16 protein-coding genes are annotated in these 18,089 nt (G+C 60.3%); 12 read left to right on the top strand and 4 right to left on the bottom strand.

All coding sequences use genetic code 11. From position 1 onward, the window contains the following. Window positions 1–101: 101 nt before the first annotated feature. Window positions 102–776, bottom strand: coding sequence for a ribose-5-phosphate isomerase RpiA (gene rpiA, locus HNQ83_RS01695; RefSeq protein ID WP_175387373.1), 675 nt, complete (start codon window positions 774–776; stop codon window positions 102–104). 147 nt (window positions 777–923) lie between these two features. Here rpiA and ilvA point away from each other — a divergent pair, with 147 nt between their 5' ends. Both ilvA and HNQ83_RS01705 read left to right on the top strand, forming a co-directional pair. Further along, on the top strand, window positions 924–2,438 hold the full coding sequence (gene ilvA / locus HNQ83_RS01700) for a threonine ammonia-lyase, biosynthetic (protein ID WP_175387374.1): 1,515 nt from the start codon (window positions 924–926) through the stop codon (window positions 2,436–2,438). A gap of 39 nt (window positions 2,439–2,477) precedes the next feature. After that, window positions 2,478–2,903, top strand: a complete 426-nt coding sequence (locus HNQ83_RS01705) for a DUF2269 domain-containing protein (RefSeq protein WP_175387375.1) — start codon at window positions 2,478–2,480, stop codon at window positions 2,901–2,903. A 104-nt stretch (window positions 2,904–3,007) separates the two neighbouring features. Here the strand turns inward: HNQ83_RS01705 and HNQ83_RS01710 are convergent, their stop codons facing one another. Next, complete coding sequence (locus HNQ83_RS01710) at window positions 3,008–3,664, bottom strand: HAD family phosphatase (RefSeq protein ID WP_175387376.1); 657 nt, start codon at window positions 3,662–3,664, stop codon at window positions 3,008–3,010. A 143-nt stretch (window positions 3,665–3,807) separates the two neighbouring features. Between HNQ83_RS01710 and HNQ83_RS01715 the strand changes: the two genes are divergently transcribed. After that, complete coding sequence (locus tag HNQ83_RS01715; RefSeq protein ID WP_007897732.1) at window positions 3,808–4,287, top strand: RNA pyrophosphohydrolase; 480 nt, start codon at window positions 3,808–3,810, stop codon at window positions 4,285–4,287. Between the two features lie 22 nt (window positions 4,288–4,309). Next, window positions 4,310–6,589 carry a phosphoenolpyruvate--protein phosphotransferase gene (gene ptsP / locus HNQ83_RS01720; RefSeq protein WP_175387377.1) on the top strand — a complete coding sequence of 760 codons (2,280 nt, stop codon included), beginning with the start codon at window positions 4,310–4,312 and terminating at the stop codon, window positions 6,587–6,589. A gap of 127 nt (window positions 6,590–6,716) precedes the next feature. Here ptsP and HNQ83_RS01725 read toward each other — a convergent pair whose 3' ends face one another. Next, window positions 6,717–7,466, bottom strand: coding sequence for an NRDE family protein (locus HNQ83_RS01725; protein WP_175387378.1), 750 nt, complete (start codon window positions 7,464–7,466; stop codon window positions 6,717–6,719). A 122-nt stretch (window positions 7,467–7,588) separates the two neighbouring features. Between HNQ83_RS01725 and HNQ83_RS01730 the strand changes: the two genes are divergently transcribed. The 4 genes from HNQ83_RS01730 to HNQ83_RS01745 all read left to right on the top strand — a co-directional run bounded on the left by HNQ83_RS01730 (window position 7,589) and on the right by HNQ83_RS01745 (window position 11,357). Next, entirely contained in the window at window positions 7,589–8,371 is a 783-nt protein-coding gene (locus HNQ83_RS01730) for a sulfite exporter TauE/SafE family protein (protein WP_175387379.1), read from the top strand. A 97-nt stretch (window positions 8,372–8,468) separates the two neighbouring features. Further along, window positions 8,469–9,281, top strand: a complete 813-nt coding sequence (lgt, locus tag HNQ83_RS01735) for a prolipoprotein diacylglyceryl transferase (protein WP_175387380.1) — start codon at window positions 8,469–8,471, stop codon at window positions 9,279–9,281. A gap of 48 nt (window positions 9,282–9,329) precedes the next feature. Then, a complete protein-coding gene (locus HNQ83_RS01740; RefSeq protein ID WP_175387381.1) occupies window positions 9,330–10,301 on the top strand; it encodes a thymidylate synthase in 972 nt (323 codons plus the stop codon). A 240-nt stretch (window positions 10,302–10,541) separates the two neighbouring features. Further along, window positions 10,542–11,357, top strand: a complete 816-nt coding sequence (locus HNQ83_RS01745) for a hypothetical protein (RefSeq protein ID WP_175387382.1) — start codon at window positions 10,542–10,544, stop codon at window positions 11,355–11,357. A gap of 36 nt (window positions 11,358–11,393) precedes the next feature. On the opposite strand, the gene cadR is transcribed toward HNQ83_RS01745, so the two are convergent. Next, on the bottom strand, window positions 11,394–11,843 hold the full coding sequence (cadR, locus tag HNQ83_RS01750) for a Cd(II)/Pb(II)-responsive transcriptional regulator (RefSeq protein WP_175387383.1): 450 nt from the start codon (window positions 11,841–11,843) through the stop codon (window positions 11,394–11,396). An 85-nt stretch (window positions 11,844–11,928) separates the two neighbouring features. On the opposite strand from cadR, the gene HNQ83_RS01755 reads away from it, so the two are divergent. From HNQ83_RS01755 to HNQ83_RS01770, 4 genes are all read left to right on the top strand, one after another. Continuing rightward, window positions 11,929–14,184, top strand: a complete 2,256-nt coding sequence (locus HNQ83_RS01755) for a heavy metal translocating P-type ATPase (RefSeq protein WP_175387384.1) — start codon at window positions 11,929–11,931, stop codon at window positions 14,182–14,184. Window positions 14,185–14,200: 16 nt separating this feature from the next. Next, window positions 14,201–15,064, top strand: a complete 864-nt coding sequence (locus HNQ83_RS01760; RefSeq protein WP_175387612.1) for a LysR substrate-binding domain-containing protein — start codon at window positions 14,201–14,203, stop codon at window positions 15,062–15,064. Window positions 15,065–15,286: 222 nt separating this feature from the next. After that, a complete protein-coding gene (locus HNQ83_RS01765; RefSeq protein WP_175387385.1) occupies window positions 15,287–16,354 on the top strand; it encodes a putative 2-aminoethylphosphonate ABC transporter ATP-binding protein in 1,068 nt (355 codons plus the stop codon). Continuing rightward, window positions 16,354–18,078, top strand: a complete 1,725-nt coding sequence (locus HNQ83_RS01770; protein WP_175387386.1) for a putative 2-aminoethylphosphonate ABC transporter permease subunit — start codon at window positions 16,354–16,356, stop codon at window positions 18,076–18,078. The genes HNQ83_RS01765 and HNQ83_RS01770 overlap by 1 nt, the downstream gene beginning before the upstream one ends. Window positions 18,079–18,089 lie beyond the last annotated feature (11 nt).

Consider the following 18,089-nt stretch of genomic DNA (forward strand, 5'->3'; position numbering starts at 1 on the left):
AGCCTGCTCGCGCGAAAGCGGTCTGTCAGCCGACATCTCTATCGACTGACAGGCCCTTTCGCGAGCAGGCTCGCTCCCACAGGTTTGTCGGTGTGCCTGGGTTACTCGGCGCGCAGGGTCTTCACGCCTTCACTGGTCCCCAGCAACAGCAGATCCGCCGGACGCGCAGCGAACAAGCCGTTTGTGACCACGCCAACAATCGCGTTGATCTGCGTTTCCAGCTCCACCGGGTTGGTGATTTGCATGTTGAACACATCGAGGATGATGTTGCCGTTGTCGGTCACGACGCCTTCGCGGTAGACCGGGTCGCCGCCCAGCTTGACCAGTTGACGGGCCACGTGGCTGCGGGCCATCGGAATCACTTCCACCGGCAGCGGGAAGTTGCCGAGCACTGGCACCAGCTTGCTGGCGTCGGCGATGCAGATGAAGGTCTTGGCCACGGCCGCGACAATCTTCTCGCGGGTGAGGGCCGCGCCGCCGCCCTTGATCAGGTTCAGGTGCTCGTCGCTTTCATCGGCGCCGTCGACATAGAACTCCAGGTCGCTGACCGTGTTCAGCTCATACACCGGGATGCCATGACCCTTGAGACGGGCGGCGGTAGCTTCGGAACTGGCGACCGCGCCATCGAACGCGCCCTTGTGCTGGGCCAGGGCATCGATGAAGCAGTTGGCGGTGGAGCCGGTGCCGACCCCGACGATGCTCTTGTCGTCGAGTTTCGGAAGGATGAAGTCGATGGCGGCCTGGGCCACTGCCTGTTTGAGTTGATCCTGGGTCATGCGGGCTCCGGAAGCGGGCAAGGTAAGACGGAAAGGCCGGCATTATAGCTCCATGTCGAGCTAAAACCTCTTGATTCGTGTGGTCGCCCGCCCAAAAGCCGGGTTAGACTCCTTGGTCCCGCCCAACCCGCTCAGTGATGCTTTCCGATGCTTGAACAGTACGTCAAAAAGATCCTCACCTCGCGCGTTTATGACGTTGCCGTAGAAACCCCATTGCAGACTGCCCGCCAGCTCTCCGAGCGGCTGGGCAATGAGATCTGGCTCAAGCGTGAAGACTTGCAGCCGGTGTTCTCGTTCAAGATTCGCGGGGCTTACAACAAGCTGACCCAGTTGAGCGATGAAGAGCGCGCCCGTGGCGTGGTCACCGCCTCGGCGGGTAACCATGCGCAAGGCCTGGCCCTGGCGGCGAAGGTATTGGGCGTGAAAGCGACCATCGTCATGCCCAAGACCACGCCCGAGATCAAGGTCGAAGGCGTGCGTTCGCGCGGTGGCAAAGTGGTGCTTCACGGCGACTCGTTCCCTGAAGCCCTGGCCTACTCGCTGAAACTGGTCGACGAAAAAGGCTATGTCTACATTCACCCCTATGACGATCCCCACACCATTGCCGGGCAGGGCACAGTGGCCATGGAGATTCTGCGTCAGCATCCGGGGCGCCTGGACGCGATTTTCGTTCCGGTGGGCGGCGGCGGGTTGATTGCCGGTATCGCGGCCTACGTCAAATACCTGCGTCCAGACATCAAGATCATCGGCGTCGAGCCGGACGACTCCAATTGCCTGCAAGCCGCCATGGCCGCGGGCGAGCGCGTGGTGCTGCCGACCGTGGGCATCTTCGCCGACGGCGTGGCGGTGGCGCAGATCGGTCAGCACACCTTCGATATCTGCAAAGACCACGTCGATGAAGTCATCACCGTCAGCACCGACGAAATCTGCGCGGCGATCAAGGACATCTACGACGATACCCGCTCGATCACCGAGCCTGCCGGCGCCTTGGGCGTCGCCGGGATCAAGAAGTACGTCGAACAGCGTGGCGTGAACGGCCACACGTTCGTGGCCATCGATTCTGGCGCCAACGTCAACTTCGATCGCTTGCGCCATGTGGCCGAGCGCGCCGAACTGGGCGAAGGTCGCGAAGCCATCATCGCCGTGACCATCCCCGAGAAGCCGGGCAGCTTCAAAGCGTTCTGCGAAGCCATCGGCAAGCGCCAGATCACTGAGTTCAATTACCGCTACAACACTGGCAGCGAAGCGCACATCTTCGTTGGCGTGCAGACGCACCCGGACACCGACCCGCGCAGCGCATTGATCGCCAGCCTCGGTGAGCAGGGATTCCCGGTGGTCGACCTGACCGACAACGAACTGGCCAAACTGCACATCCGTCACATGGTCGGCGGTCGCGCGGCGCATGTGGTGGATGAAGTGATCCTGCGCTTCGAATTCCCGGAGCGTCCGGGGGCGTTGTTCAACTTCCTCAACAAACTGGGCGGGCGCTGGAACATTTCGATGTTCCATTATCGCAACCACGGTGCGGCGGACGGCCGTGTGGTGGCGGGCCTGCAAGTGCCTCACGATGAACGTCATCTGGTGCCAGCGGCGCTGGAAGAAATCGGCTACCCGTACTGGGACGAAAGCGACAACCCGGCCTATCAACTGTTTCTTGGCTGAACGGCTACGCTGATGGGCAAGGCATAAGGAAATCGAACCATGGAAACGTTAACGGCCCTGAAAGCGACGCACATGGTGGCAACGGTGGTGTTGCTGGTGTGTGCGCTGGGCTTGGGAATCTGGGTGTGGCGAACCCGGCGTAATGGCGATGCAACGGCGGCAAGCCGCACCCTGCAATCGCCGCGAGTGTTCGTCTGGCTGTTGATGGGGCTGGCGCTGCTGAGCATGCCGTTTACCGGCTGGTGGATGGTGCATCTGGTGGGCTGGCCGCTGGGACAAACCTGGTTGCTGGCGTCGAGCGTGCTCTACACCGTGGCGGCGCTGGCGTGGTTCTGGTTGCTGGTGCGGCTGAACAAGCTGCGCAAGACGCCGGGTGGCGTGGGCAAATTTACCTTTGCCCTGGCGTTGTTCAGTTTTGTTTGCTTTGTCGCGATTGCGGGGTTGATGGGGGCCAAGCCTGTTTAACCTTTAAATCGCGTCGCTCCATTCGCGAGCGGGCTCGCTCCCACAAGCGGATTTGTGTTGGTCACACATCCTCTGTGGGAGCGAGCCTGCTCGCGAAGGCGATATCAGTCGCGCAGTGTGATTACCGGCCAGCCGCGCTTCTCGGCTTCGGCGCGCAAATTGTGATCCGGATCGACCGCAATCGGATTCGTCACCTGTTCCAGCAGCGGCAAGTCGTTCATCGAGTCACTGTAGAAGTAACTGTCTTCCAGGTTGTGCCCTGTCTCTTCCAGCCAACGATTCAACCGCGTCACCTTGCCTTCACGGAAGCACGGCACATCGGTGCTGCGCCCGGTGTAGCGGCCATCGATCATTTCGCATTCAGTGGCGATCAGGGTGTCGACGCCCAGGCGCTCGGCAATGGGGCCTGTGACGAAGCGGTTGGTCGCCGTGATGATGACCAGTTTGTCGCCAGCATCGCGGTGTTTGGCCAGCAGTTCGAAGGCCTTGGGCAGCATGAGTTGGTCGATGCAATCGCGCATGAACTCGTTGTGCCACTGGTCCAGCGTGGCCATCTCGGTACGGCCAAGCACTTCCAGGCAGAAGTTCAGGTAGGCATCGTTATCCAGTTTGCCAGCCAGGTAGTCCTGGTAGAACTCGTCGTTGCGCGCCTTGTAGGCAACGGCGTCGAGGAAGCCGCGCTCACACAGGTAATCGCCCCAGGCGTGATCGCTGTCGCCGCCCAGAAGGGTGTTGTCCAAGTCGAATAAAGCCAGCCGCATTGCAGTTACTCGCTGAAAAGTCTGTAGAAAGGCGTCCAGAATACGGACTTTTCACAAGAGTGCACATAAGGTAGGCCGGCGCGTTGCTGCCTTCACAACCTTTGTGGAACAATGCGGCGACATGCGTTTGCGAGGTTGTTGCCGTGATCGACCCCGATGGTTTCCGTCCTAATGTCGGGATTATTCTTACGAATGATGCTGGCCAGGTGCTATGGGCTCGCCGAATCAATCAAGATGCCTGGCAGTTTCCTCAAGGTGGGATCAACCCCCAGGAGACGCCGGAAGACGCCTTGTACCGCGAGTTGAACGAAGAAGTGGGGCTGGAGCGCGAAGATGTTGAAATACTCGCCTGCACCCGGGGCTGGTTGCGCTATCGTTTGCCGCAACGTCTGGTCAGGACGCACAGCCAACCGCTGTGCATCGGCCAGAAGCAGAAATGGTTTCTCCTGCGCCTGATCTCCAACGAGCAGCGGGTGCGGATGGATTTGACCGGTAAACCGGAATTCGATGGCTGGCGCTGGGTCAGCTATTGGTATCCGTTGGGCCAGGTGGTGACATTCAAGCGCGAGGTGTATCGACGCGCTCTCAAAGAGCTTGCCCCGCGCCTTTTAGCGCGCGACTGACGACGGAGTTCGACCCCGAGCCATGCTCAATACGCTGCGCAAGATCGTCCAGGAAGTTAACTCCGCCAAGGATCTCAAGGCGGCGTTGGGGATTATTGTGTTGCGCGTCAAAGAGGCCATGGGCAGCCAGGTCTGCTCGGTCTACCTGCTTGACCCCGAAACCAACCGTTTCGTGCTGATGGCCACCGAGGGCTTGAACAAACGCTCGATCGGCAAGGTCAGCATGGCGCCCAATGAAGGTCTGGTCGGCCTGGTCGGCACGCGTGAAGAACCCCTGAACCTCGAAAACGCTGCGGATCACCCGCGCTATCGCTACTTCGCCGAGACCGGTGAAGAGCGCTATGCCTCGTTCCTCGGGGCGCCAATCATTCACCACCGCCGCGTCGTCGGCGTGTTGGTCATTCAGCAGAAAGAGCGCCGCCAGTTCGATGAAGGTGAAGAAGCCTTCCTCGTGACCATGAGCGCCCAGCTTGCCGGCGTTATCGCCCATGCCGAGGCCACCGGTTCGATTCGCGGCCTGGGTCGTCAGGGCAAGGGTATCCAGGAAGCCAAGTTCGTCGGCGTACCGGGTTCGCCAGGTGCGGCGGTCGGTACTGCAGTCGTCATGCTGCCACCGGCCGACCTGGACGTGGTGCCCGACAAGAACATCAGCGACATCGAAGCTGAGCTGGGGCTGTTCAAGACCGCCATCGAAGGCGTGCGCGCCGACATGCGCACCTTGTCCGCCAAGCTGGCTACCCAGCTGCGCCCCGAAGAGCGGGCCTTGTTCGACGTCTACCTGATGATGCTCGCCGACGAGGCGCTGGGCAGTGAAGTGACCACCGTGATCAAGACCGGCCAGTGGGCCCAGGGCGCCTTGCGCCAGGTGGTCACCGATCACGTCAACCGCTTCGAACTGATGGACGACGCCTACCTTCGCGAGCGTGCATCCGACGTCAAGGACCTGGGCCGCCGCCTGCTCGCCTACTTGCAGGAAGAGCGCCAGCAAACCCTGGTTTATCCCGACAACACGATTCTGGTCAGCGAAGAGCTGACGCCGGCAATGCTCGGCGAGGTGCCGGAAGGCAAACTGGCCGGTCTGGTTTCGGTGCTCGGTTCCGGTAACTCCCACGTGGCGATCCTGGCGCGCGCCATGGGCATCCCGACGGTGATGGGACTGGTCGACCTGCCGTACTCCAAGGTCGACGGCATCCAGATGATCGTCGACGGCTATCACGGCGAGGTTTATACCAACCCGAGCGACGTACTGCGCAAACAGTTCGCCGAAGTGGTCGAGGAAGAAAAACAGCTGGCTCTCGGGCTGGATGCCTTGCGCGATCTGCCGTGCATCACGGTCGATGGCCACCGCATGCCGCTGTGGGTCAACACCGGCCTGCTGGCGGACGTGGCGCGCGCGCAGAAGCGCGGTGCAGAAGGGGTCGGGCTGTACCGCACCGAAGTGCCGTTCATGATCAACCAGCGTTTCCCGAGCGAAAAGGAACAACTGGCGATCTACCGCGAGCAACTGGCCGCGTTCCACCCGCAACCCGTCACTATGCGCACCCTGGACATTGGCGGCGACAAGTCGCTGTCGTACTTCCCGATCAAGGAAGACAACCCGTTCCTCGGCTGGCGCGGCATTCGCGTGACCCTGGATCACCCGGAAATCTTCCTAGTGCAGACCCGCGCCATGCTCAAGGCCAGTGAAGGCTTGAACAACCTGCGGATTCTGTTGCCGATGATCTCCGGTACCCACGAACTGGAAGAAGCCCTGCACCTGATCCATCGGGCCTGGGGCGAAGTTCGCGACGAAGGCTGCGATGTGCCGATGCCACCGGTAGGCGTGATGATCGAGATACCGGCAGCGGTGTACCAGACCAAGGAACTGGCGCGGCAGGTGGACTTCCTGTCGGTCGGCTCCAACGACCTGACCCAGTACCTGCTGGCCGTGGACCGCAACAACCCGCGAGTTGCCGACCTCTACGACTACCTGCACCCGGCGGTGCTGCAAGCCCTGCAAACTGTGGTGCGCGACGCCCATGCCGAAGGCAAGCCGGTGAGTATCTGCGGCGAGATGGCGGGTGATCCGGCGGCGGCTGTGCTGTTGATGGCGATGGGCTTCGACAGCTTGTCGATGAACGCCACCAACTTGCCGAAAGTGAAGTGGATGCTGCGCCAGATCAACCTGAGCAAGGCCAGGGAGTTGCTGGCCGAGTTGATGACCATCGACAACCCGCAAGTGATCCACAGTTCGCTGCAACTGGCGCTGAAGAACCTTGGGCTGGCGCGGATGATCAATCCGGCGGCGATCAAACCCCATTAAATTTGCGGCGCTCCCTTCGCGAGCAGGCTCGCTCCCACAGGGATCCTCGCTGAGCACAGAAACTGTGAGCATCGGAGATCAAATGTGGAAGCGAGCCTGCTCGCGAAAGGGCCGGTTCTGACAACTTTTATCCAAGCCTGATCTCCACTTCCCCCAAATGCCCGCCATACGGACCGAAACTCCTTTCGACCATATGCCGCGCTCCATCCGCCTGCACAATCAGCGCCGTACTCGCCCGGGTCCCGTAACTCTGGCTGGCAATGAACACGCTCGACAGCAGTGTCTCGGTGGCCAGCCCCACGCCCGTGTCCGGCAGATCGGCAAACGGCGCTTGCTGCGCATCGCTCAGCAAGGCCAGCAGTGCCTGGGGTTGCGGATCGTCCAGCACTTCGCTCAATGCGGCCTTGGCCTTGAGCAGTTTCGGCCACGGCGTATCCAGCCCCGCATTCGACAGTCCATACACGCCCGGTGCCAGCATCACCGCTTCCGATTCCCGTGCGTTGAAGTGCCAGAGTTCATGATTGTTGCCAACCAGCAGATTAAACCCGCCATATTCCGGCGAACGTGCGACAACTTCGGCTAAATAGTCATCAATCGGCAACTGGCCGGTGAGAAAGCGCGCCACCAGTTCACCCCGGGACTTGCGCCCCGGCGGCCGATGGGGATCGCGGATGTTGGTCAGCGCGGCAAATCGTCCATTGGCGCCGACGCCGAGCCAGGTGCCGCCGGCCTCCAGGTCGCGTCCGGCGTACACCTGTGGTGCTTCGGGCCATGCCGCCAGCGGCAGGCTGGGGCGGGCATAGAACTCGTCGCGGTTGGCCGCCACGATCAGCGGTCGGGCATGACCCGGTCGCCAGGCGAAAACAATCAGGCACATAAGGTGATCCTTGTGTGTTTTTTGCCCACTTTACGCAGTCATCGTGCGGGTATCCATCGCCATCCAGTGGAGCCCGAGGCCATGCATCCGTTACCATGCCGCTCCGGTTTTGGGGATGCACCATGGAATTTCTGCTCTATCTGGCGCTTGGCGCCTGCGCGGGCGTGCTGGCCGGGCTGTTCGGGGTGGGTGGCGGGATCATTATCGTCCCGGTGCTGGTGTTCAGTTTCAAGGCGCAAGGTTTCGATCCGTCGATCCTGACTCACCTCGCGGTCGGTACGTCTCTGGCGACGATCATTTTCACGTCGGTCAACGCCGTACGCGAGCACCATCGTCGTGGCGCCGTGCGCTGGCCAATTTTCGTGTGGATGACCGTCGGTATCCTGATCGGTGCCGGTTTCGGTGCCCTGACCGCCGAAGCGATCTCCGGACCCAACCTGCAAAAAATCATCGGCGTGTTTGCCCTGGTGATCGCCGCGCAGCTAGCGCTGGACCTCAAACCCAAGGCCAGTCGAACTGTGCCGGGTAAAGTTGGACTGACCGTGGCCGGTAGTGTGATCGGCTGGGCCTCGGCGATTTTCGGGATTGGCGGCGGTTCGCTGACCGTGCCGTTTTTGACCTGGCGAAGCGTGCCGATGCAGCAAGCCGTGGCGACCTCGTCGGCCTGCGGCCTGCCCATCGCGTTGGCAAGTGCATTAAGTTTCATGATTCTGGGCTGGCACGATCCCCTGTTGCCGGCCCATAGTCTCGGTTTTGTTTATTTGCCGGCACTGCTGGGCATTGCCCTGACCAGTATGGTGTTCGCCCGCTTCGGTGCGCGGCTGGCGCACAATCTGTCGCCAAAGTTGCTGAAAAGACTGTTTGCCGCTTTGCTGTTCTGCGTTGGTCTGAACTTTCTAGTCTGAAGCATCTGCTCTGACGCGTAGCGCAATCCTGGCTTAATCCTGAGGTGACAGCGTCGCCCGGGAATTTTGAAGATTTGAATGCTTATAAGGAGTCGCAATGCTGCCTTACCCGCAGATCGATCCGGTGGCCCTGGCCATCGGTCCGCTGAAAATCCACTGGTACGGCTTGATGTACCTGGTCGGCATTGGCGGCGCCTGGCTGCTGGCGTCCCGCCGTTTGAACCGCTTCGATCCGACCTGGACCAAGGAAAAGCTCTCCGACATGGTGTTCTGGATGTCGATGGGCGTCATCGTCGGCGGACGCCTGGGTTATGTGCTGTTTTACGATCTGCATGCCTACCTGGCCAACCCGACGCTGATCTTTGAAGTGTGGAAGGGCGGCATGTCGTTCCACGGCGGCTTTATCGGGGTGATGCTGGCGGCGCTGTGGTTCGGTAAAAAGAACAACAAGTCGTTCTTCCAGCTGATGGACTTCGTTGCGCCAATGGTGCCGATCGGCCTGGGAGCCGGGCGTATCGGCAACTTCATCAACGCCGAGTTGTGGGGCAAACCGACCGACGTGCCATGGGCGATGATCTTCCCGCCGTTCAGCGACCCGTCACAGTTGCCGCGTCACCCATCGCAGCTGTACCAGTTTGCACTCGAAGGCGTGGCACTGTTCCTGATCCTGTGGCTGTTCTCGCGCAAGCCGCGGCCAACCATGGCGGTATCGGGGATGTTCGCGCTGTTCTATGGCATCTTCCGTTTCATCGTCGAATTCGTCCGCGTGCCGGACGCGCAACTGGGCTATCTGGCCTGGAACTGGCTGACCATGGGGCAGGTGCTGTGCGTACCGATGATCCTCGGTGGTCTGTTCCTGATCTGGCTGGCGTATCACCGCGCACCGGCAACGCCAGCGGCAGCCGTATAAATTCGAATCCCGCAGCGACGGCTGCGGGTTCAAGGACACAGGTTATTCATGAAGCAATATCTCGAACTGGTCGCCCACGTCATCAAGAATGGCACCAAACAGGCCAACCGTACTGGCGTGAACACCATCAGCTTTCCCGGCGCAATGCTGCGCTATGACTTGCAAGAAGGGTTCCCGGCGATCACCACGCGCAAGATGGCCTTCAAATCGGCCATCGGCGAGATGTGTGGCTTTCTGCGTGGCGTGAACAACGCCGCCGAATTCCGTGCATTGGGTTGCAAGGTCTGGGACCAGAACGCCAACGAAAACGCCCAGTGGCTGGCTAATCCGTTCCGTCAGGGTGAGGACGACTTGGGCGAAATCTACGGCGTGCAATGGCGCAAATGGCCGGCGTACAAACAGATCCCCGTCAGCAACCCGGCCGCCATCGAGCAAACGCTGAAACAAGGCTACCGCCAGATCGCTGAAGGCGAGGAGGACGGCCAAGCCTACGTGGTGCTGTACAAGGCCATCGATCAGGTGCGCCAGTGCGTGGACACCATCATCAAGGACCCGGGCAGTCGTCGCATCCTGTTCCACGGCTGGAACGTCGCCCAGCTCGATGAAATGGCCCTGCCGCCGTGCCACTTGCTGTACCAGTTCCATCCGAATGTCGAGACCAAGGAGATCTCTCTGACGCTCTACATCCGCTCCAACGACCTGGGCCTGGGCACGCCGTTCAACCTCACAGAAGGTGCCGCGCTGCTGAGCCTGATCGGGCGCCTGACCGGTTACACGCCGCGTTGGTTCACCTATTTCATCGGCGATGCCCACGTCTACGAAAACCACCTGGACATGCTCAACGAACAGCTCAAGCGCGAGCCGTTCCCGATGCCGAAGCTGAAGATCTCCGACCGCGTGCCGGAGTTTGCCAAGACCGGTGTATACCAGCCGGAGTGGCTGGAGCTGGTCGAGCCGAGTGATTTTTCGCTGGAAGGCTACGAGCACCATGCGCCGATGACGGCGCCGATGGCGGTCTGAGCCAAATACAACCTCGCAGTCATCATGGGCAGATTGTGCCTCACACTTTTCAGCGGACATTGAGTCAGTACAAGCCGCGGATACAGGTGGAGGGGCAATTTGCTCGAGAGAGCGACGTTAGTTAAATTTGATGGGCCCGGTTTTTATGCCAATTTGTTCTTGGTGGGCTGTCAATATTGACAGTATCCAAGTTTCAAGTGGGCATGCCAGACTTCAACTTCCTGGATCTGGGTGATCAATATGAAAACTTCGTACGAGTCACTAGTTGATGGTTTTAGTATAGGCGCAGCCTCAAGTTTTACCGATGTCGCTCGTGCAGAGTCTTTGTCGGCTCCAGCAGTTGTTTGCTTCTACAAACCTATTAATGATTACATTTTTTTTGAAACTTCTCAGCCTGAGGGGCAAGTCATCCCCATGGAGGCCCTCGATTCTCCGCTTTTCGGACCATTCGCAACTTACATTTCTACAACTGACCCAGATATTGTCACGGGAGATAAGATGCGGGTGGAGTGGATTGCGATAGATGGCTCCGCCTTTTTTCAGTCTCTGCCAATGGAGGTCATTAAAGGCGAGCCATTATGGGTGCCGGTACCGGTTGAAGAAATCGTGAAGTTCGAAGCTAAACATACTCTTGTTACTTACTTTCATCTTTCGGCAGAAGGGGGTGAGGACCCTTCTCCATCTACTGTCGTATTTGTCGCTCCAGCCTTGGGGCAAAAACCAACAATACAAGTAGAAGGTGTGGTTGATGGTGTTTTGGATACGGTTGCTCATCCCAATGGGATAGTAATTACTATTACCTCGATTGAAAATATGCGGAATTACAACGGCATTGAAGTTCTATGGAAGCAACCTCAAGATCATTGGGTGGACCGTCAGCGTGTGATGACCGTTGATCCGGGCAAGAATACGGTATTTGTGATTCAACCGGAGGTGTACAGTAAGCATGTCGGACAACAGGTCCGGGTCTCATATCACATATACTTAGGGGCAAAACTGCGATCCCATTTTTTATGGGACGTTTCAGCAGGTATATTGGAATTTAAATTAATCTGAAATGTTAATGGGCATTGAGGCAGGGCTTTCTATGCCTCAATGCCCGTGACTTCTTCCAACATGTGAGTGCTCCACCTCCGTCGCCACCACCCCGCCACTCACTTCCAGCCGCTGCAAAATCCCGCATTGATCGATTTCCGGCCCTTCGCCGCAGCGTTGGCGCAGGTCGAGCAGTTGCGTCTGTAGCGCCAGCAGCCCGTCGATCCGCGCCTTGACGTGGTGGATGTGCTCGTCGATCAGCGCGTTGACGCTTTCGCACTGGTCCTGGGGACTGTCGCGAAAGGCCAGTAGGCTGCGGATTTCCTCGAGGGTCATGTCCAGGGTGCGGCAGTTGCGGATGAAGGTCAGGCGTTCGGCGTGGGCCTGGGTGTAGACGCGGTAGTTGCCGTCGCTGCGGGCCGGCTCCGGCAGCAGGTTTTCGCGTTCGTAGTAGCGGATCGTTTCCACCGCGCAATCCGTGAGTTTCGCCAGCTCTCCGATCTTCATGTGGACGATCTCCAAAAAGGGTGCTTGACCCTATAGTGGCTACAGGGTCTTTACTTGGCAACAGGCACTTTTATGGACGAAACCCATGAGCGATTCCCTGCACACCCACAAACCCGAAGATGCTTGCTGCAGCAAACTCAAGCCCGTGACTGCACATGCGCATGGCGGCCATGGTGATGCCTGCTGTTCGTCAAAAGCTGCAATACCCACGCGGGTCCACTTGAGTGAAGCGCCAACTGCCGATGCGCGGCTGAGCAGTTTTCGCATCGAGGCCATGGACTGTCCGACCGAGCAAACGCTGATTCAGAACAAGTTAGGAAAACTGACCGGTGTACAGCAGCTGGAGTTCAATCTGATTAACCGGGTTCTTGGGGTCACCCATAACCTGACCAGCACCGCACCGATCATCGACGCCATCAAATCCCTCGGCATGCAGGCCGAGCCGCTGGAGCAGGGGGCCGAAGCGCCGGTCTCGGTACCCGGGAAAAAACCATGGTGGCCCTTGGCGCTGTCAGGCGTCGGTGCCTTGCTGGCCGAAGTGATCCACTTCACCAGCGCCGCGCCGAACTGGGTCGTAGCGATCATCGCCCTGGTCTCGATTCTCAGCGGCGGCCTCGGCACCTATAAAAAGGGCTGGATCGCCCTGAAGAACCTCAACCTGAATATCAACGCGCTGATGAGCATTGCCGTGACGGGTGCGATCCTCATCGGCCAATGGCCGGAAGCGGCCATGGTGATGTTCCTGTTCACCGTGGCCGAGCTGATTGAGGCCAAATCCCTGGATCGTGCTCGCAACGCCATCAGCGGCTTGATGCAGATGGCGCCGGAACAGGCGACGGTGTTGCAGGCTGACGGCAGTTGGGTCGCGCAAGACGTAAAAACCATTGAACTGGGTGCGCGAGTACGGGTGCGGCCCGGCGAGCGTATCGGGTTGGATGGCGAGGTGCTGGCGGGTAACTCGACCATCGATCAGGCGCCGATCACAGGTGAAAGCCTGCCGGTGGAGAAAACCGTCGGCGACAAGGTGTTCGCGGGCACGATCAATCAGGCCGGCTCTCTTGAATATGCCGTGACCGCCGCGGCGAACAATTCGACTCTGGCGCGGATCATCCACGCGGTCGAACAGGCTCAGGGTGCGCGGGCACCCACCCAGCGCTTTGTCGACAGCTTCTCGAAAATCTATACCCCGGCGGTGTTTGTCCTGGCCCTGGCGGTGGCAGTGATTCCACCGCTGTTCATGAGTGCGCTGTGGTTTGACTGGATCTACCGCGCCCTGGTGCTGTTGGTTGTCGCCTGTCCCTGTGCTTTGGTCATCTCCACCCCGGTGACCATCGTCAGCGGCCTCGCGGCGGCGGCGCGCAAAGGGATTCTGGTAAAGGGCGGCGTGTATCTGGAGGGCGGTTACAAGCTCGACTACCTGGCTCTGGACAAGACCGGCACCCTCACCCATGGCAAACCGGTGCAAACCGATTACCTGTCACTTGATCCCACGGCCGATGCATTGGCGCCGGTGATTGCCGTCGCACTGGCCGGGCGTTCCGATCACCCGGTATCCCGGGCCATCGCCAACGCGGCTGTGGATAACCAATCTACGCCGCTCACTGTGGATAACTTCGAGGCCCTGGGCGGGCGAGGGGTACGCGGCGAGATCAATGGCCAGCTGTACCACTTGGGCAACCATCGTCTGGTGGAAGATTTGGGCCTGTGCTCACCGGAGCTGGAAGAAAAACTGTTCGCCCTGGAAAAACAGGGCAAATCCGTTGTGTTGCTTCTCGACCGGTCCGGCCCTTTGGCGCTGTTTGCGGTGGCTGACACGGTGAAAGAGTCCAGCCGCGAAGCCATTCAGCAACTGCACGACCTGGGCATCAAAACCCTGATGCTCACCGGCGACAACGTCCACACCGCTCAGGCGATTGCCGCGCAGGTCGGCATCGATCAGGCTCAGGGCGATTTGTTGCCGACCGACAAGCTGCAGGCCATCGAAACACTTTATGCACAGGGCCATCAGGTCGGGATGGTCGGCGACGGCATCAACGACGCCCCGGCACTGGCGCGTTCGCAGATTGGCTTCGCCATGGCCGCCGCTGGCACCGATACCGCCATCGAGACCGCCGATGTCGCCCTGATGGACGATGATCTGCGCAAAATACCGGCCTTTATCCGTCTGTCGCGGCAGACTTCGAGCATCCTCAAGCAGAACATCGCCCTGGCATTGGTCATCAAGGCGATCTTTCTTGGGGTAACCTTCGCCGGGCTCGCTACCATGTGGATGGCAGTGTTTGCCGACATGGGCGTGAGCCTGTTGGTGGTGTTCAACGGTTTGCGCCTGCTGCGCAAATAGACGAAGAGGGATGGTAGTGCTGAGTGCCGAGCTGAAGGCGTTTTACATGGTTGCCCGCCTGGGCAGCATTACCCTGGCAGCGAAGAAGCTCGGCCTGAGCCAGCCGACGGTGACGACGCAGATTCGCAACCTCGAAAGTCAGTACTCGGTGGAGCTGTTTTACCGTGGCGGGCGTCGCCTCAGCGTCAGCGATGAAGGGGCGCGGCTGTTGCCAATGGTCAAGGCGCTGATGCAGCAGGAAGCCGACATCGAGTTTTTCCTGCGTAACAGCGGTCAGGTCCAGGGCACGCTGCGCATCGCCGCCACCGCGCCGTATTACATCCTCGATCTGGTGAAAACCTTTCGCGAGCGTCTGCCTCAGGTGGAGGTGTCGGTGGAAATCGGTAACTCCCAGCAGGTGCTCGAAGCGCTGGAGGAATACCGGGTGGATGTCGCGGCGTCCTCGCAGTTGCTGGAGGATGCGCGGTTGATACGGCGGGTGCTCGGCAGTGATCCGCTGGTGCTGGCGGTGCATCGCAATCACCCGTTGGCCGTTCATGAGCATGTGCCGCTCAGTGCGCTGGCCGGGCATACCTTGTTGATGCGCGAGCCGGGTTCGACCACCCGGCGCATGACGGAAGAGTTGCTGGCCGGCGCCGGGGTAAATCTCGGGCCATTGCTGGAGATCGGCAGCCGCGAGTCGATCCGCGAAGCGGTGCTGCGCAACATCGGCATCAGCCTCATCGCTCGCCAGGAAGTGCCCCACGATCCGCAGTTGCGGGTACTGACCATCGAGAATGCGCCCTTGTTGCCGGAGTATCTGTATTGCCTCAAGGAGCGAAAAAACGCGCGGTTGCCGGCGGCGTTTCTTGGGGTGGCGCAGGAAATGTCTCCGGCCTGAGCGTTGCGGTGATTGGTCTGGTCTCTTCGCGAGCAGGCTCGCTCCCACAGGGGAATGCGGGTCAACTGTGGGAGCGAGCCTGCTCGCGAAGGCGCCGGACCGGACAGCACAGCCTTCAACCAAAATCCGCGAATACCACTATCAGCCGTTTTTGCCTCACTGCCATATGACGGTCGCATTACAACCCTAGGATGGCCTTCATCTGCTAGATGAGGTCCTTCCATGAACAACTCGATCCTGACCAATCCCGGCGCGCCGATGAAAGTGCGCGGTGTGCAAAAGCGATTTGGCGCCTTCACTGCGCTGGACAATGTGTCCCTCGACGTGGCGGCCGGTGAGCTGGTGTGCCTGCTCGGACCGTCGGGGTGTGGGAAAACCACCTTGCTGCGTTGCATCGCTGGCCTGGAAAAACAGGACAGCGGCGAGTTGTACCTGGGCGATCGCGACGTTTCCCACCTGGCGCCCCAGGCTCGGGACTACGGCATTTTGTTCCAGTCCTACGCGCTGTTTCCCAATCTCACCGTCGAGGCAAACATTGCCTACGGCCTCGCTAATGCGGGGCGCGATGAAGTGCGCCAGCGTGTCGGGCAGATGCTTGAACTGGTGGGCCTGAGCGGCAGTGAGAAAAAGTACCCCGGCCAGTTGTCCGGTGGTCAGCAGCAACGGGTTGCACTGGCTCGGGCATTGGCGCCGTCGCCGTCATTGTTGCTGCTGGATGAGCCGATGTCGGCCCTCGATGCCCGTGTCCGCGAGCATCTGTGCACCGAACTGCGGCAACTGCAACGGGAACTCGGCGTCACCACCCTGATGGTCACCCACAATCAGGACGAGGCCATGCTGATGGCTGACCGTATCGCCGTGATGAACAACGGCAAGGTCGAGCAGTACGCTACGCCGCAGGACATCTACAACCGCCCGGCCACGCCGTTCGTGGCGGAGTTCGTCGGGCAGGGTAACTGGCTACCGTTCCACAGCAGCAGCGACAGTCACGCCCAGGTGGGCGGGATGAATCTGCGTCTGGCCGAGGGCAGTGCCAGGAATGCCTCGGGCCGTTTGTTCTGCCGCCCGGAAGCGATCAACGTCAATCCGGTGGTGCACGAAGAAAACCTGTTCCCGGCCAAGGTTCGTGAAATCACCTTTCTCGGCAACCGCTGCCGCATGAGCTTCGAGCTCGACCAACTGCCGGGCCACGCCTTGCTGGCCGAACTGGCACCGGAAGCCATGCCACGTCTGGGGGCGCAGCAGATCATGGTTGCCTTGCCACCACGCAGCCTGCAGGTGTTTGCCTGATGAGCGCGAACATCGCGTTGCCGCTGCCGCACAAGCAGGTTCGACGGGTCTCGCGGGCCGAGATCGGCGACCGGATTTTCGTGGTCGGCGGCAAAGTCCTGTTGCTGGCGTTGCTCGGCGTCGCGGTGTTGATGCCGTTGCTCGCCATCTTCTGGCGCGGTTTCAGTTCCGAAGCCGGGCAGGGCGGTGGTTGGTTGGCCGCGCGGGAATTGGTGACCAGTGCGAATTTCCACTGGCTGTTGGGCAATAGCCTGAAGGTTTCCCTCAGCGTTGCGGCCATCGTCGTACCGCTGGCTTACCTGTTTGCCTACGCCCTGCAACGCACCTTGATTCCAGGCAAAGGCATCTGGCGTGGCATCTCGCTGCTGCCCTTGATGGCGCCATCGATGCTGCCCGGCATTGCACTGGTTTATCTGTTCGGTAATCAGGGCATGCTGCGCGGTTTGCTCTCGGACAATATCTACGGCTTCTGGGGCATCGTTCTCGGCGAGGTTATCTACACCTTCCCACACGCCTTGATGATTCTGCTGTCAGCCTTGTCTCTGGCGGATGCGCGCCTGTTCGATGCCGCTTCGAGCATGGGCGCCAGTCCGGCAAAAGCGTTCCGCAGCATCACCTGGCCGGCGACGCGTCAGGCGGTGTTCGCCGCGTTCTGTCTGGTGTTCACCCTGACCATTACCGACTTCGGCGTGCCCGTGGTGGTCGGTGGCGACTATCAAGTGCTGGCGCTGGAAGCCTACAAAGCCGTGGTCGGCCAGCAGCAGTTCGGACGCGGAGCCTTGATCGGCATGGTATTGCTGTTGCCAGCGTTGTTCAGCTTCGGTGTCGATGCCTGGTTGCGCCGGCGTCATGGCGACTCCATGAGCGGTCGGGCGCAGGTCTTCAAACCGGCATCGTCGACACTGCGCGACGGTTGCTACCTGGCCATCGTGGTGCTGATTTGCGCCGCGTTACTGCTGGTGTTCGGCATGGCGGTGTTTTCGTCGTTGGTGAAATTCTGGCCGTACAACCTGTCGCTGTCGCTCAACCACTACCAGTTCAACGACACCGCGGGCGGAGGCTGGCTGGCCTACGGCAACAGCGTGAAGATGGCGTTGTGCACGGCGTTGATCGGCAGCGTACTGATCTTCACCGGCGCCTACCTGATGGAAAAGACCAAGGGTCAGCGCGGGCTGAATCTGTCCCTGCGCATGCTCAGTTTCGTCCCGATGGCGGTGCCGGGGCTGGTGCTCGGCCTGGGTTATGTCTTCTTCTTCAACCTCACCGGCAACCCGTTGCACGTGCTCTACGGGACCATGACCCTGCTGGTGGTCTGCACCATTGCTCACTATTTGACCACCGCGCAGATGACCGCCACCACCGCATTGCGCCAGCTCGACGCGGAGTTCGAAGCCGCCGCGCTGTCGCTCAAGGCGCCGCTGTACCGGCATTACCTGCGGGTCACCGTGCCGATTTGCCTGCCGGCGCTGCTGGACATCGTGCGCTACCTGTTCGTCTCGGCCATGACCACCGTCTCGGCGGCGATCTTCCTCTACAGCCCCGACACCATCCTCGCGGCGGTGGCGGTGCTGAACATGGACGACGCCGGTAACGTCGGCGGCGCGGCGGCGATGTCGACCTTGATTCTTTTCACCTCGGCGGGCGTCTCCCTGCTGCTGGCCTGGGCTTCGCGCGGTTTGCTGCGCCGTTCACAGGCCTGGCGGCAGACCGCGCCTGGCCACTGATTTCCAATCCG

Source organism: Pseudomonas sp. C2B4 (genome assembly GCF_013359695.1).
In the GTDB taxonomy this organism is placed as follows: Bacteria; Pseudomonadota; Gammaproteobacteria; order Pseudomonadales; family Pseudomonadaceae; genus Aquipseudomonas.

Bases quoted from the DNA above. Each gene is read 5' to 3' on its own strand.
- ptsP (WP_175387377.1), top strand. From the start codon at position 4,310: ATGCTCAATACGCTGCGCAAGATCGTCCAGGAAGTTAACTCCGCCAAG.
- HNQ83_RS01765 (WP_175387385.1), top strand. From the start codon at position 15,287: ATGAACAACTCGATCCTGACCAATCCCGGCGCGCCGATGAAAGTGCGC.
- HNQ83_RS01730 (WP_175387379.1), top strand. From the start codon at position 7,589: ATGGAATTTCTGCTCTATCTGGCGCTTGGCGCCTGCGCGGGCGTGCTG.
- rpiA (WP_175387373.1), bottom strand. From the start codon at position 776: ATGACCCAGGATCAACTCAAACAGGCAGTGGCCCAGGCCGCCATCGAC.
- HNQ83_RS01745 (WP_175387382.1), top strand. From the start codon at position 10,542: ATGAAAACTTCGTACGAGTCACTAGTTGATGGTTTTAGTATAGGCGCA.
- HNQ83_RS01755 (WP_175387384.1), top strand. From the start codon at position 11,929: ATGAGCGATTCCCTGCACACCCACAAACCCGAAGATGCTTGCTGCAGC.
- HNQ83_RS01710 (WP_175387376.1), bottom strand. From the start codon at position 3,664: ATGCGGCTGGCTTTATTCGACTTGGACAACACCCTTCTGGGCGGCGAC.
- HNQ83_RS01770 (WP_175387386.1), top strand. From the start codon at position 16,354: ATGAGCGCGAACATCGCGTTGCCGCTGCCGCACAAGCAGGTTCGACGG.
- lgt (WP_175387380.1), top strand. From the start codon at position 8,469: ATGCTGCCTTACCCGCAGATCGATCCGGTGGCCCTGGCCATCGGTCCG.
- cadR (WP_175387383.1), bottom strand. From the start codon at position 11,843: ATGAAGATCGGAGAGCTGGCGAAACTCACGGATTGCGCGGTGGAAACG.
- HNQ83_RS01705 (WP_175387375.1), top strand. From the start codon at position 2,478: ATGGAAACGTTAACGGCCCTGAAAGCGACGCACATGGTGGCAACGGTG.
- ilvA (WP_175387374.1), top strand. From the start codon at position 924: ATGCTTGAACAGTACGTCAAAAAGATCCTCACCTCGCGCGTTTATGAC.
- HNQ83_RS01725 (WP_175387378.1), bottom strand. From the start codon at position 7,466: ATGTGCCTGATTGTTTTCGCCTGGCGACCGGGTCATGCCCGACCGCTG.
- HNQ83_RS01740 (WP_175387381.1), top strand. From the start codon at position 9,330: ATGAAGCAATATCTCGAACTGGTCGCCCACGTCATCAAGAATGGCACC.